At 68.9% G+C, this 12,026-nt stretch carries 13 protein-coding genes; 10 read left to right on the top strand and 3 right to left on the bottom strand.

Translation table 11 applies throughout. The annotated features are described in order from the left end of the window. Window positions 1–55: 55 nt before the first annotated feature. The 8 genes from narH (at window position 56) to PKF00_RS40395 (ending at window position 6,344) form a co-directional block, all read left to right on the top strand. A complete protein-coding gene (narH, locus tag PKF00_RS40430) occupies window positions 56–1,741 on the top strand; it encodes a nitrate reductase subunit beta (RefSeq protein WP_271223059.1) in 1,686 nt (561 codons plus the stop codon). After that, complete coding sequence (gene narJ / locus PKF00_RS40425) at window positions 1,738–2,355, top strand: nitrate reductase molybdenum cofactor assembly chaperone (protein ID WP_271223058.1); 618 nt, start codon at window positions 1,738–1,740, stop codon at window positions 2,353–2,355. The genes narH and narJ overlap by 4 nt, the downstream gene beginning before the upstream one ends. Beyond that, complete coding sequence (gene narI / locus PKF00_RS40420) at window positions 2,352–3,056, top strand: respiratory nitrate reductase subunit gamma (protein ID WP_271223057.1); 705 nt, start codon at window positions 2,352–2,354, stop codon at window positions 3,054–3,056. Before narJ ends, narI begins: the two co-directional genes overlap by 4 nt. Window positions 3,057–3,059: 3 nt before the next feature. Next, a complete protein-coding gene (locus tag PKF00_RS40415) occupies window positions 3,060–4,034 on the top strand; it encodes an HPP family protein (RefSeq protein WP_271223056.1) in 975 nt (324 codons plus the stop codon). Window positions 4,035–4,407: 373 nt separating this feature from the next. After that, window positions 4,408–4,857: an SRPBCC domain-containing protein gene (locus PKF00_RS40410; protein WP_271223055.1), complete on the top strand. Its 450-nt coding sequence runs from the start codon at window positions 4,408–4,410 to the stop codon at window positions 4,855–4,857. Beyond that, a complete protein-coding gene (locus tag PKF00_RS40405) occupies window positions 4,854–5,192 on the top strand; it encodes an ArsR/SmtB family transcription factor (protein ID WP_271223054.1) in 339 nt (112 codons plus the stop codon). The genes PKF00_RS40410 and PKF00_RS40405 overlap by 4 nt, the downstream gene beginning before the upstream one ends. Window positions 5,193–5,208: 16 nt before the next feature. Beyond that, entirely contained in the window at window positions 5,209–5,478 is a 270-nt protein-coding gene (locus PKF00_RS40400; RefSeq protein ID WP_271223053.1) for a hypothetical protein, read from the top strand. Window positions 5,479–5,531: 53 nt separating this feature from the next. After that, the gene (locus PKF00_RS40395; protein WP_271223052.1) at window positions 5,532–6,344 is read left to right on the top strand and encodes an SDR family NAD(P)-dependent oxidoreductase; all 813 of its coding nucleotides are present in this window, start codon (window positions 5,532–5,534) and stop codon (window positions 6,342–6,344) included. Between the two features lie 267 nt (window positions 6,345–6,611). Here the strand turns inward: PKF00_RS40395 and PKF00_RS40390 are convergent, their stop codons facing one another. After that, window positions 6,612–6,848: a UvrD-helicase domain-containing protein gene (locus PKF00_RS40390; RefSeq protein ID WP_309298473.1), complete on the bottom strand. Its 237-nt coding sequence runs from the start codon at window positions 6,846–6,848 to the stop codon at window positions 6,612–6,614. A 420-nt stretch (window positions 6,849–7,268) separates the two neighbouring features. Between PKF00_RS40390 and PKF00_RS40385 the strand changes: the two genes are divergently transcribed. Next, window positions 7,269–9,851 carry a DUF3376 domain-containing protein gene (locus PKF00_RS40385; RefSeq protein WP_271223051.1) on the top strand — a complete coding sequence of 861 codons (2,583 nt, stop codon included), beginning with the start codon at window positions 7,269–7,271 and terminating at the stop codon, window positions 9,849–9,851. A gap of 436 nt (window positions 9,852–10,287) precedes the next feature. Continuing rightward, window positions 10,288–11,127 (top strand): alpha/beta fold hydrolase, encoded by an 840-nt coding sequence (locus tag PKF00_RS40380; protein ID WP_271223050.1) that lies wholly within the window; start codon window positions 10,288–10,290, stop codon window positions 11,125–11,127. A gap of 86 nt (window positions 11,128–11,213) precedes the next feature. Here the strand turns inward: PKF00_RS40380 and PKF00_RS40375 are convergent, their stop codons facing one another. After that, the gene (locus PKF00_RS40375) at window positions 11,214–11,501 is read right to left on the bottom strand and encodes a hypothetical protein (protein WP_271223049.1); all 288 of its coding nucleotides are present in this window, start codon (window positions 11,499–11,501) and stop codon (window positions 11,214–11,216) included. Beyond that, window positions 11,498–11,935 carry a hypothetical protein gene (locus tag PKF00_RS40370; protein ID WP_271223048.1) on the bottom strand — a complete coding sequence of 146 codons (438 nt, stop codon included), beginning with the start codon at window positions 11,933–11,935 and terminating at the stop codon, window positions 11,498–11,500. Before PKF00_RS40370 ends, PKF00_RS40375 begins: the two co-directional genes overlap by 4 nt. Window positions 11,936–12,026 lie beyond the last annotated feature (91 nt).

Raw genomic sequence — 12,026 nt, 5'->3', positions numbered from 1 at the left:
GGACGGTCGAGGAACGAGAGCGGCCGCGAAGCGAACGAGGAGAGGTGAGCGAGCGATGAGCAGGGTGATGGCCCAGATCGCCATGGTGATGAACCTCGACAAGTGCATCGGCTGCCACACCTGCTCGGTCACCTGCAAGCAGACGTGGACCAACCGCGGCGGCGTCGAGTACGTGTGGTTCAACAACGTCGAGACGCGTCCCGGGCAGGGCTACCCCAGGGGTTACGAGGACCAGGACAGGTGGAAGGGTGGTTGGCGGCTCAGGAACGGCAGGCTGACGCCGCGCTCGGGCGGCCGGGTGAGGCGGCTGGGGCGCCTGTTCGCCAACCCCGAACTGCCGCTGCTGGACGACTACTACCAGCCGTGGACCTACGACTACGAGAACCTCGTCAACGCCCCGCTGGGGGACGACGTGCCCACGGCCGCGCCCCGCTCGCTCGTCGACGGCGCGCCCGCCTCCATCACCTGGGGCCCCAACTGGGACGACGACCTGGGAGGCGGCCCGGCACACCTGGCGGGCGACCCGGTGCTGCGCAGGGTGAGCGACGAGGTGCGACTGGAGTACGAGCGCTCCTTCATGTTCTACCTGCCGCGCATCTGCGAGCACTGCCTCAACCCCTCCTGCGTCGCGGTCTGCCCCTCGGGGGCGATGTACAAGCGGCTGGAGGACGGCATCGTCCTGGTCGACCAGGACAGGTGCCGGGGCTGGCGGATGTGCGTGACCGGCTGCCCGTACAAGAAGGTGTACTTCAACCACCACAGCGGCAAGGCCGAGAAGTGCACGATGTGCTACCCGCGGATCGAGGCGGGGGAGCCGACGGTCTGCTCGGAGACGTGCGTCGGCAGGCTGCGCTACCTCGGCGTGATGCTCTACGATGCCGACCGGGTCGGCGAGGCCGCCGCCGTGGCCAGGGAGGAGGACCTGTACCCGGCCCAGCTCGGCTGCTTCCTGTCCCCCGACGACCCGGAGGTGGCCGCCGCCGCCGAGGCGTCGGGCGTCCCGCACGACTGGGTGCTGGCCGCCAGGCGCTCCCCGGTGTACTCGCTCATCGTCCGGCACCGCGTCGCCCTGCCGCTGCATCCGGAGTACCGGACCATGCCGATGGTCTGGTACGTGCCCCCGCTGTCTCCCGTGGTGGACGCGCTGGCCGGGACCGGCCACGACGGGGAGGACGCGGGCAACCTCTTCGGCGCGATCGACGCGCTGCGCATCCCGCTGAGCTACCTGGCCGGGCTGTTCACCGCGGGCGACACCGCGCCGGTCGAGACGGCCCTGCGCAGGCTCGCCGCGATGCGCTCGCACATGCGCGCGATCAACCTCGGCGAGGAGCCCGACCCCGCCGTCGCGGAGGCGGTCGGAATGCGGCCCGCGGAGATCGAGGAGATGTACCGGCTGCTCGCGCTGGCGAAGTACGACGAGCGGTACGTGATCCCCACCGCCTACGCCGCGGGCGCGGGCCGGGCGGACGCGACGGGGGGATGCAGCCTGGACGGGCCCGGCGGCCCCGGCATGACGGAGGGCGCGGGGATCGGCGTCGGTGCCGGCCCGGGGACCGGCGTGGGAACGGACATGGGAGTGGACATGGGAACGGGCATGGGAGCGGGCATGGACGCCTTCCACGCCTCCCCGCTCCCCCACGACGGCGACGACCGCCTGCGCGGGCGGGTCAACCTGTTCGGCTGGGACGGCAAAGGCCTGCCGGACGGCCTGTTCCCGCCGCGCCGGGGGGAGGCCCGATGAGCCGCGTCGTCGTCCGCCAGGCCGCCTCCCTGCTGCTCGCCTATCCGGGCCCCGACTGGCCGCGACGCCTGGACCTCGTGCGGCGGGCCCTCGCCCCGCTCTCCGGACCCGAGACGCGTTCCCTCCTGCTGTTCTGCGACCACGCGGCCTTCGAGGACCCGCTCGACCTCGCGGGGCGATACGTCGCGACCTTCGACCGCAGCGGCCGCCGTACGCTGCACCTGACCTACTACACCGACGGCGACACCCGAAGGCGCGGCGCCTCCCTGGCGGGCATCAAGGCGCTCTACCGGAGCTGCGGCTGGCGGCCCGACGACGCGGAGCTGCCCGACTTCCTGCCGCTGATGCTGGAGTTCGCCGCCCGCTGCCCCGACCAGGGCGAACGCCTTCTCCGGGAGCACCGGGCGGCCCTGGACCTGCTGGCGACCGCCCTGCGCAAGCACCGCAGTCCCTACGCCGACGTGGTCGACGCCGTGCGGGCCACCTTGCCCGCGGCGACCGCGCGGGAACGGCGGGCCGCCGCGGAGACGGCGGCGGGACCGCCCTCGGAAAGCGTGGGCATCGACCCCTATCCCCTGGTCCCCCAGCCGAGCCGTCAGGGAGCCCGCCGGTGAGACATCTGCAGATCGCGCTGTGGGGCGTCCTGCCCTACCTCGTCCTCGTCCTGTTCGTCGCGGGCAGCCTCTGGCGCCACCACTACGACCGCTTCGGGATGACCACCCGTTCGAGCCAGCTGCACGAGAGCCGCCTGCTGCGCGTCGCGGGGCCGCTCTTCCACTACGGCCTGCTCTTCGTCATCGCCGGTCACGTCGTCGGGCTGCTGGTGCCGGAACAGCTGACCGAGGACATGCACATCACCGAGTCCCTCTACCGCGCCAACGCGCTGGTCGTCGGCGGCCTCGCCGGGATCGCCGCCGTCGCCGGACTCACCGTCCTGCTGTGGCGCAGGCTGCGGACCAGGGCCGTACGGCTGGCCTCACTGCGCAGTGACCGTCTCGTCTATCCGGTACTGGCCACCGTCCTGCTCGCCGGGCTGGCGGCCACCCTGCTCGGATCCACCACCGGCACCTACGACTACCGTCTCGGCGTCTCGGTGTGGTTCCGCAGCCTGTTCGAGCTGGAGCCCGACGTGCCCGCCATGGCGAACGCCCCCTTCCTGTTCCAGGTGCACACGCTGTTCGGCATGGCCCTGTTCGCGCTGTGGCCCTTCAGCAGGTTGGTCCACGCCTTCGCCGTCCCGCTGGGCTATCTCGTGCGCCCCTACGTCGTCTACCGCTCCCGCTCCACGTTCGCGGGCCGCAACGGGACACGCTGACCCATGTCCGCCTCCCCTCTCACTGCCCGCGCCCTTCCCCTCCGGGGGGAGGGGCGCGGCCGCCACGCCGTCGGCACGGCGGTCCAGGCGGGCGTCTGCGTCGCCGTACCCGCCGTGATCGCCTGGCTGCTCGGCCAGCCGTTCGTCTTCCCCTCACTGGGCCCCACGGTCTACCTGGCCCTGACCGCGGCCTCGACTCCGGCGGCCAGCCCGCGCAACACCCTGGTCGGCCATCTGGTCAGCTCGGCCTCGGGGTACGTCGCACTCGTGGTCACCGGCCTCACCCGCGTCGCCCCCAACCTGTCCCACCCCGACGGGCGCAGAGTCGCCGCGGTCGCCATCGCCCTCGCTCTGACCTCGGCCGGGATGCTGCTGACCGACACCACCCATCCGCCGGGCGGGGCGACCACCCTCATCGTCGCCCTGGGCCTGCTGCGCACCCCCTGGCAGCTGCTCATCCTCATGGCCGCCGTGACCGTCACCACCGCCGTGCTCATCGCCGTCAACCGGCTGGCCCGACGCCCCTACCCGCTGTGGGCCCCCGCGCTCCCCGTCGCGCTCCCACCGGACGGAACGGCGCCGCTCCCGGCAGGAAGGCCCGTGGGAAAGCGAGGACGGCATCCGGTCCGGGAGACCGCGGCGCGTGAGGCCGCCGAGACCCTGGTGGCGACGATGCCCACCCTGCTGTGGCCGATGGCCAGGGCGCGGATCACCCGGCTGCTCGCGCGGGGGAACGCCGCGCGCGAGGCGGAACTCCGCCGTCGTCTGGACCTCTCACGGGGAACCCTCATGAGCACGACCTGCCACGACACGGAGGCAACCCGCCACGCCGTCGCCGATCAGTGGAGCCTCGTGTTCGCCGCCGCGTCCCGCGCGGACGCCCACGTTCCGGCCCTGCTGCACGCCTTCAGCGACGTCTTCGCCCACCTGCTCACCACCGCCGTCTCCCCCCAGGCCCGCGGGGCCCGTCCCCGTTGAAGGCACCCGGGAGCGCGGGGCGCCCCACCCGCGCGGGCACGATGTTCGAGGGCGTCGGCATTCCGCCCTCGGGGTCGTGGGTGCAGCCTCATGCGTCACCGGTCGAGTCTCCACACCGTGCCGCTACGCCTCAAGAGGGGATCAGCGATCTCTCGGATGGCCGGGCGGTCCAGGTCGGCGTGGTGGAGCACCCGGGCGTGTTCTGATCCCTACGGCTCATCGCAGGACGCCTTTCGTCAATCGAAGGTCGCCGGCGCCTGGTCAAGGGCTTCCCTGTGCCGGCCTCACGGTCGTTACGCAACATAAGGTTGCGGATCGCCGATGCGACCACTAGAGTCATACGCAACCGATGGTTGCTTATTGGAGGTCCGTGGTGGAGTTCGGAAAGTTGGAGCGCGAGATCCATATCGACGCGGCACCGGAGATCGTGTTCGATGTGGTGAGTCGTCCCGAGCACATCAAGATGTGGTGGTCCGATGACGCGTCGTTCGAGCGTGCGCCGGGCGCGGTCGGCGAACTGGTGTGGGGCGACCGCGCCGGGGTTCAACTGATCACGGTGGTCGACGTGGACCCGCCCCGCAGGTTCGCGTTCCGCTGGATCTCCCCTGATGGTCAGCTGCCCGATGCGGACAACTCTCTCCTGGTCACCTTCGAGCTCAAGCCCTCCGGTGACGGCACGATTCTGCGCCTGACTGAGAGCGACTGGCGGGAGAAGGGCTGGGAGGCCGCTGTGCTCGAGGAGGCCTTCCACGACCACGAGCGCGGCTGGGACACGTTCCTGCCCAGACTGCGGAGCTACGCCCCTTCCGTGGTGGCGCGATGACCGTCGCCGTCGACGACGAACTCTGGTCGGCGATCGGCGACCCGATCAGGCGCCGCCTGCTCGACCTGCTGCTCGCGGAAGGAGTCGGCACACCGACCAGCCTGAGCGATCGTCTCCCGATCTCGCGCCAGGCGGTCACCAAGCACCTGGGGGTCCTCGATCGCGCAGGCCTCGTGCACGCGACACCGATGGGCCGCGAGCGGCGCTACGAAGTCGACGAGACGCAGCTCGCCCGCGCCGTCCGGCAACTGAGTGAAGTCGGCAGGACCTGGGACGCGCGACTGAACCGCATCAAGCGCATCGCAGAACAGATCCAGCGTCAGAAACACGACTGACCAACAGGCCGTGGGCATGGCGCCCTCGACGCAGCACCGCGTGGTGAGCCTGGCCGGCCCGGGCGGACAGCCGACGTCCTCACCGCCGGTCTCCGCGGCCAACGCAGGCATCGCGCCGGACCCGTATGCCGGTGGCGTGGCGATCGGCGCCTTCGCCGCCTCGTCTGCGGTGATCACCGGCCTGATCATCGCGGTGATCTCCATCCCGGTCGTCTGGGCCGCCGGCTTCCTGAAGCCTCCGGTGGTTGCGGACGCGGCAGAACCCGCAGCGGCGGCGGCGGTGTGACCGTCGAGCCTGCCTAATGACTCGAAAGAATCAGTCACCTTTGGGGGACACATATGACTGGATCGCTGCTTGGCGGCAAGAACGCTGTGATCTATGGAGGCGGGGGCGCCATCGGCGGCGCAGTCGCACGGGTGTTCGCCCGGGAAGGCGCGAAGGTCTTCATCGCCGGGCGGACGCAGGCGAAGCTCGACGCCGTGGCGCGTGACATCACCGCCGCGGGCGGAACAGTCGAGACCGCGCAGGTTGACGTTCTCGATCAACAGGCGGTCGAAAAGCACGCCGACGCGATCGCGGCGACGGCCGGCGGCATCGACATCGCCCTCAACGCCGTGAGTGTCATGCACGACCAGGGGACTTCGCTGGCGGATCTCTCGCTGGAGGAGTTCATGCGGCCGGTTGACGGCTTTCTGCGGACGCTGTTCATCACGAGCAAGGCTGTGGCGCGGCACATGGGTCGCGAGCGTCCCGGCGTCATCCTGACCTTGTCCGAGCCGGGTTCCAAGCTGGCTGTGGGCGGCATCTTGGGGCACAGCGTGAGCTCGGCCGGCAAGGAGGCCTTCTCACGGGTTCTGGCCGCGGAGCTGGCGCCCAGCAACATCCGGGTGATCGGCATCCGTCCACACGCTGTCGTCGATGCGCCGGCAGCGGGTTCCTACACCAAGGACCTCTTCAAGCAAACCGCGGCAGCGGCCGGGCAATCGGTCCAGGAATTGCTCGAAGGCGGGGGGATGGCGCAGGGGACGCTTCTGAAGAGGCTGCCCAAGCTCTCTGAAATCGCAGAGACGGCCGCGTTCCTGGCTTCGGACCGAGCTGGAGCCATGACCGGAACAATCGCCAATCTGTCCGCGGGCGCACTCGTCGACTGAGACCGCCATGTCCGATCAGGCCGACGTGGACGCCCTTCTGCGCCAGCCGGTAGGCGACCTCGGTCACCATGTCGCGGGTCGGCACACAGACGGCGACGGCCGACAGCGGCAGGTCGTTCCAGGCGAGGATCTGCTCGGCGATCGCGTCCCGCTCGGCCTCCCAGGACCCCAGGCCCCTGAAGGAGGGAAGCGAGCCGCGCAGCACCGACCGGTAGCCGGTCAGGGTGTCCGAGCCGTCGTCCATGTCGCCGTAGGTCTCCCCGGTCATCATCGCCTGAGGATCTCGCGGGTGCTGCGGTAGCACAGCGTCAGCCTGGAGGAGCGGCCCCGGATGTTGACGCCGAGGCTGCCGAGCGAGACGTGGTTGTCGTAGATGCGCTGGTGGGTGTCTCCCACGAGGAAGATGTCGTCGGGGCCGAGGCGGACCATGGTCCTGAGCATCTTCCAGTGCGCCGGGTTGAGGTCCTGGGCTTCGTCGACCACCACGTGCCGGTACCGGTACACCAGCGAGATCCTGACCGGCTGCTCGGCCAGGGCGAACGTCGTGGTCAGGTAGGTCGTGGTCAGGTAGTGGGTGAGGTGCGCCGCAACTCCTCGGCCGCCAACGTCGGCTTCACGCCACCCCGTTCCCTCCGTCAGCCGAATCGTGGGAGTTTCCAGTAGCGGGTCAGCTTAGCCCCGCCGAAGCGGGGGCGGCCTCAGAAACCGGACATCACCCGAACCGGGAATGTCCGGATCGCACATTTACCTCGGCGGTCGTCGACAACAGGCCGAATCCTGCGAACATCACTACCAAACCATCACGAGAGACAAAACAACCTAAATCAATTGCCGTCATGGACGATATCAACATTTATATCATTTAACAATGGATCTACTGATTCGCACTATATTATGTTACCCGGGCCGCCATAGCCTGCCCCCATGGTGGATACGGCCGAGGCCTCCCCTGAGGGCAGGCCCAATAAAGACATCCGGCTCGCGCTCGTGCTCAACGGCGGCGTCAGCCTCGCCGTCTGGATGGGCGGCGTCGCCCACGAACTCGACCTGCTGCGCCGCGCGTCCGGCAGCGGCTCCCCGGAGCCCGTGCCGGAGAACGAGGCCCCCGTCTTCGAAATCTGGAAAGAGCTCGCGAGCAACGCCAAGGCGTCGGTGACGATCGACGTCATCTCGGGAACCTCGGCGGGAGGCCTGAACGGCATGCTGCTGGCCACCGCGATCGGCCGGGGCACGGCCTTGACCGGCCTGCGTAAGCTCTGGCGGGATTCGGCGGCGCTGAACAGCCTGGTGGGTTCACCGCCCACGAAACCCACCTATCAAAACAGTGTGCTCAGCGGCAAGAGACTTCGCGAACTAGCTGAGATCGCACTCAACGACATCAACGACGGCGCCCTCTCTCTGCAGGAGCCGATCACCCTCTTCGTGACCGCAACCGCCCTCGACGGGAAGTCTCGCCCCTTCAAGGACAGTTTTGGGAATCATTTCGACATTCGCGACCACCGCCGCGTCTACCGCTTCCAGCATGATCGGTCCGCTGTCACCTACAAGCAAATAAAAGGAGGCTGGCACCTCGAAATAAATCCCAGCAAAAACGACTTCCACAGAGAGAACAACAACGCGCTGGCGCAGGCGGCGTGCGCGACCGCCAGCTACCCGGTGGCCTTCCCGCCCGTCAGCGAGTACCCCCTGATGGAGTATCGCCATCTTCCGAGGCCTCACTCCGGCTATCCGGCGAGCTGTGTGATCGACGGCGGCGTGCTCAACAACGCCCCCTTCGAGCCGGTTCTCGAGGAAATCACCAAACGTGAGATCGACAAACCGGTAGAACGGGTGGTCATCTACATCGTCCCCTCCGCAGGAAAGATGGAGCAGGAAAGCACCGCGCATCAGGAAGGGGAGGAGATCTCATGGCTCACCACCCTGCTGAACGCGATCCAGTATCCCCAGGAGGCGAACCTCCGCTCCGGCACCGAAACCCTGTTCAGCCAGCTGAGCAGAGGCGTCCGCGACAAACATCTGGACCTGTTCGGCCGGATGAGAGAAGACAAGGGCTTGAGCAGCACCCTCCTGAGCGCGGCGCACGGTCTTTTCGAGGAATATCGCCGTAATCGCGTCGAATCCATGATCTGGGAGAGCTACCAGCGGTCGGCCGACACCGGCTCCGTGACCTCCCTCGCCTCCACACCCGAGGCACAGGCCGAAGAGATCAGGGACATCTTCAGCAGAATCCCCCTCAACTGGTGCCCGAGCTCCCCGAGCGAAATCTGCAAACCGAATCTGGCCGAGTGGGGTTGGGGGATCGTCACGGCGGAACGAGTCCTCCAGACGCTCAGCAGCCATCTCCACGAGCAGCTCAAGGCCTCGGAGAACCTCGCCCGTCGGAAAATCCTGATCGAAGGCGCGTTGACGGTCAGCAAGCTGCTGCGCGACGCGATCGCCGTGCTGGACGCCGCCTGGAGCCAGCTTCGTCACAGAGTGGCGCCGACGAACTCCTACACGGAGGCGGCCGTGAAGCTCAATAAGCTGTCCATGGAAATGAGGATTCCAAAGACGCTGGGAAAGCTCGTGACCGAAGCGAGCGAGTCCTATCTGGAGACCATGAGGAAGGCCGATCTCGAACTCCACTGGGAGACACCGGAGCAGGTCGTGTCCGCCTGCCTCGCCCTCGAGGTCGTCACCCAGGCGTTCGCCCCGCCCGAGAAAGTCGTCAGGCAGCTGTCGCCGAAGTTCAAATTCCTGCGGCTCGGACCGGACTCGACCAGTCCGCTGTTCAACGAGGACCGATTCGCCGACATGGGCGACCAGAAGCTCTACGGCATCCGCTTCCAGCACTTCGGCGCCTTCATCGACAGGGACTGGCGTGCTTCGGACTTCGTCTGGGGGCGACTTGACGCCGCCCACCATCTGCTGTGCCTCTTCGACCTCGACGACGAGACACGGGAGGACACGGAGAGGAGGCTCCACCAGGCCATCCTTGACGCGGAGGATCACAGCCGTGAGGAGATGACGAAGAACCTCGCCGACCTGTTGCAGTGCGACGGCGACCTGATGAAAGGCATCTACGCCAAGCGGAGCGGAAAGGACACGGCCCGCACGCTTTCAAACTCGATCGTCCGCCTTCTCAGCGCACATCCTCCCAAGAATGCCGCGAGAACCACCGGTGTCGCCGACAAGGTAAGGCCCCACTGGCAAAAATTCATCCGAATCGCAAGACCTGTCTTCGTCGCCGAAGAAAAGCAGCTCGAACAGCACGAGCGGAATCTGCCGCTGCGCATCCTGACGTGCCATATAAGAAAGAGGACGCGAAGCGCATATGAAGACGACGTCACCCAGGCGCCGAAGGCGTTCTTCAGGTCCGCCCTGCGCACCGCGGCCGTCCTGCTCCTGATCTCCTTCGTGGTCGGCAGGCTCATGAACCTCAGAAAGCGGTGGCAGCAGATCAGATTCACCCTGCTTTCCTGGCTTGCCCGGGGGCTCGCGGACGAGCCTGACCGTTCCGATCCGTGACGACGCGTGAGCCCTCCGCCGGGAGATCACTGCGGCGCGACGGCGCTCCTCAGGGGCTCCTCGCGAGGGTGCTCGTGGATCCGGCGGATCAGGCGGGCGGCTCCGGCCAGGTCGGCGATCCTGCGGTCCCGCCCCCTCCTCCGTCTGTCGGAACGGCGCGTGGATCCGGAGAACCCCGAAACCCTGCGCGACTTCGCCGCGCCGGATCACGGCATGCCGGAGAAGGTGTCCTGGCCATGATGTTTTCTCGTCCTCGACACCGGCCGGTGTGAGACGCCGGATCCCGGTGCAGGGATCGGTCAGGGCCTGCTGGAGGCGGACCGCGGCGCGAACGGTCACCGTGTTGACCTTGACACGGTGACAAGGCCTTCACTGTCGCCAAGGAGGTGGTCCCGATGGCCACGTCGAAACAGGACACGGTGGCGGTGCAGGCGTCATGACCATGATCTACAAGTCCGAGGCCGGTGGACGCGAGCTCCTCGACCACTACCGGCAGGCGCTGGACGCCTGGCCGGTTCCCGCCGAGCGCGTACGGGTGCCGACCCGCGAGGGCGAGACCTTCGTCCTCGTCTCCGGCCCGCGGGACGCGCCTCCCCTGGTGCTGCTGCACGGCTCGGGCGCGAACGCGTCGATGTGGCGAGGGGACATCGCCACCTGGTCTCGGCACTTCCGCACCTACGCCGTCGACCTCGTCGGCGAGCCGGGCCTGAGCGCGCCCTCGCGCCCCGCCCTGGACTCCGACGCCGTGTCACTCTGGCTGGACGACGTGCTGGAAGGGCTCGGGGTCACCGACGCCGCGTTCGTCGCCACCTCCCTCGGCGGCTGGATGGCCCTGGACTACGCCATCCGCCGTCCGGAACAAGTGACCCGCCTGGCCCTGACGTGCCCCGGCGGCGTGGGACGACAGAAGGTCGGCTGGATCCTCAAGGCCCTGCTGACCCGTCCGTTCCGGCGCGGCGGACTGCGCGAGTCGGCGATGGCCGTCGCAGGACTGGACGGGGAGAGGGACCGGCAGGCGCTCGACGCCGTCGTCCTGACGTTCACGCACTTCAACCCGCGCAGGGAGAGGCTCCCGGTGTTTCCCGACGACGCGTTGCGCGGCCTCACCATGCCCATGCTCGTCATCGTCGGTGACCGTGACGCCATGTTCGACTCCCACCAGACCGCGCGGCGCGTCCGTGAGTGCGTCCCGCACTCGACCGTCAACCTGCTCCCCGAGGTCGGTCACGCCGTCTTCGGCCAGGCCGAGCCGATCACCGAGTTCCTCCGGGCCTGAGGGAGAAGTCGCTCAACGCGGTGGCGGCGGCGGTGCCCCCCTCGGCGTTCAGGGCTCCTGGCCACGCTCGACCGGCGGGCCCGGGGTCACCGCGGCGACACGTTGTCCCCTTCCGGAGGCTCTTCCCGGGGGTGCTCGTAGATCCTGTGGATCAGGCGGGCGGCTCCGGCCGGGTCGGTGATGGTGTGGTAGCACCATCTGCAGTGCTCGCCGATCCAGCGGAACCACTCCGGCCCGACCCAGACGACCAGTCCGGGCGCGAGGCTGAGCATGGGGTCCCCGGAGCGCATCCAGAACACGTCGCGGTCCTCGGTCGGCGCTCCCAGGGCGTGCAGTTCGCGGCGCAGGTCGCCGAGGGCCCTCTCCGCGCTCATCGGGACGCTCCTGGAGCCATGGGCGCCCTGAGGGCGCGGCCCGGCGGGTTCCCGGTTCCCGGTGGCCCGCCCCGCGCCTCCCGGCAGAAAGGGGCGGCCTCCCCGGCGGGTGCTCCGTCGTGCCGCGCGTCACCGCGCGTCGGGCTCACGTGCGACGACTCCCCGTAGAACGGCTCCCCGTAGAACGGCTCCCCGTACGGCGACGCGCCCCGGGGAGGGCTTTCCCGCTCGGCGGCGGCGTGTTCGGCGCGCCTGGCCGCGTGTTCCAGCTCCTGCGGCGTCGCCGCCTCGAGGTGGGGGGCCGCCGACAGGTGTCCGGCCCTGGGCACGGCCCAGAACCTGCGGGTGTGCTCGCCGTACCAGACCGTCCACCAGGGCAGCCGCCGGGCCAGCTCCCGCCCCGCCGCCACGTTGCCCGCCGTCTGCTCGTCCACCGCGCGTGTCCACCTCCGACTCGCCGAATCCGCCGACGCCAGTAGAGGGCGGACGCGGCCGGTCACGGAGGATGACAACCGGCGGCGGCGC

The organism is Streptosporangium carneum (assembly GCF_027922005.1).
GTDB lineage: Bacteria > Actinomycetota > Actinomycetes > Streptosporangiales > Streptosporangiaceae > Streptosporangium > Streptosporangium carneum.
This window is presented reverse-complemented; position numbering and strand designations above follow the sequence as displayed.

Excerpts from the sequence above, each read along its gene's own strand:
- PKF00_RS40415 (WP_271223056.1), top strand. The coding sequence starts at position 3,060 with ATGTCCGCCTCCCCTCTCACTGCCCGCGCCCTTCCCCTCCGGGGGGAG.
- PKF00_RS40395 (WP_271223052.1), top strand. The coding sequence starts at position 5,532 with ATGACTGGATCGCTGCTTGGCGGCAAGAACGCTGTGATCTATGGAGGC.
- PKF00_RS40405 (WP_271223054.1), top strand. The coding sequence starts at position 4,854 with ATGACCGTCGCCGTCGACGACGAACTCTGGTCGGCGATCGGCGACCCG.
- PKF00_RS40385 (WP_271223051.1), top strand. The coding sequence starts at position 7,269 with ATGGTGGATACGGCCGAGGCCTCCCCTGAGGGCAGGCCCAATAAAGAC.
- PKF00_RS40375 (WP_271223049.1), bottom strand. The coding sequence starts at position 11,501 with ATGAGCGCGGAGAGGGCCCTCGGCGACCTGCGCCGCGAACTGCACGCC.
- PKF00_RS40400 (WP_271223053.1), top strand. The coding sequence starts at position 5,209 with ATGGCGCCCTCGACGCAGCACCGCGTGGTGAGCCTGGCCGGCCCGGGC.
- narJ (WP_271223058.1), top strand. The coding sequence starts at position 1,738 with ATGAGCCGCGTCGTCGTCCGCCAGGCCGCCTCCCTGCTGCTCGCCTAT.
- narH (WP_271223059.1), top strand. The coding sequence starts at position 56 with ATGAGCAGGGTGATGGCCCAGATCGCCATGGTGATGAACCTCGACAAG.
- PKF00_RS40380 (WP_271223050.1), top strand. The coding sequence starts at position 10,288 with ATGACCATGATCTACAAGTCCGAGGCCGGTGGACGCGAGCTCCTCGAC.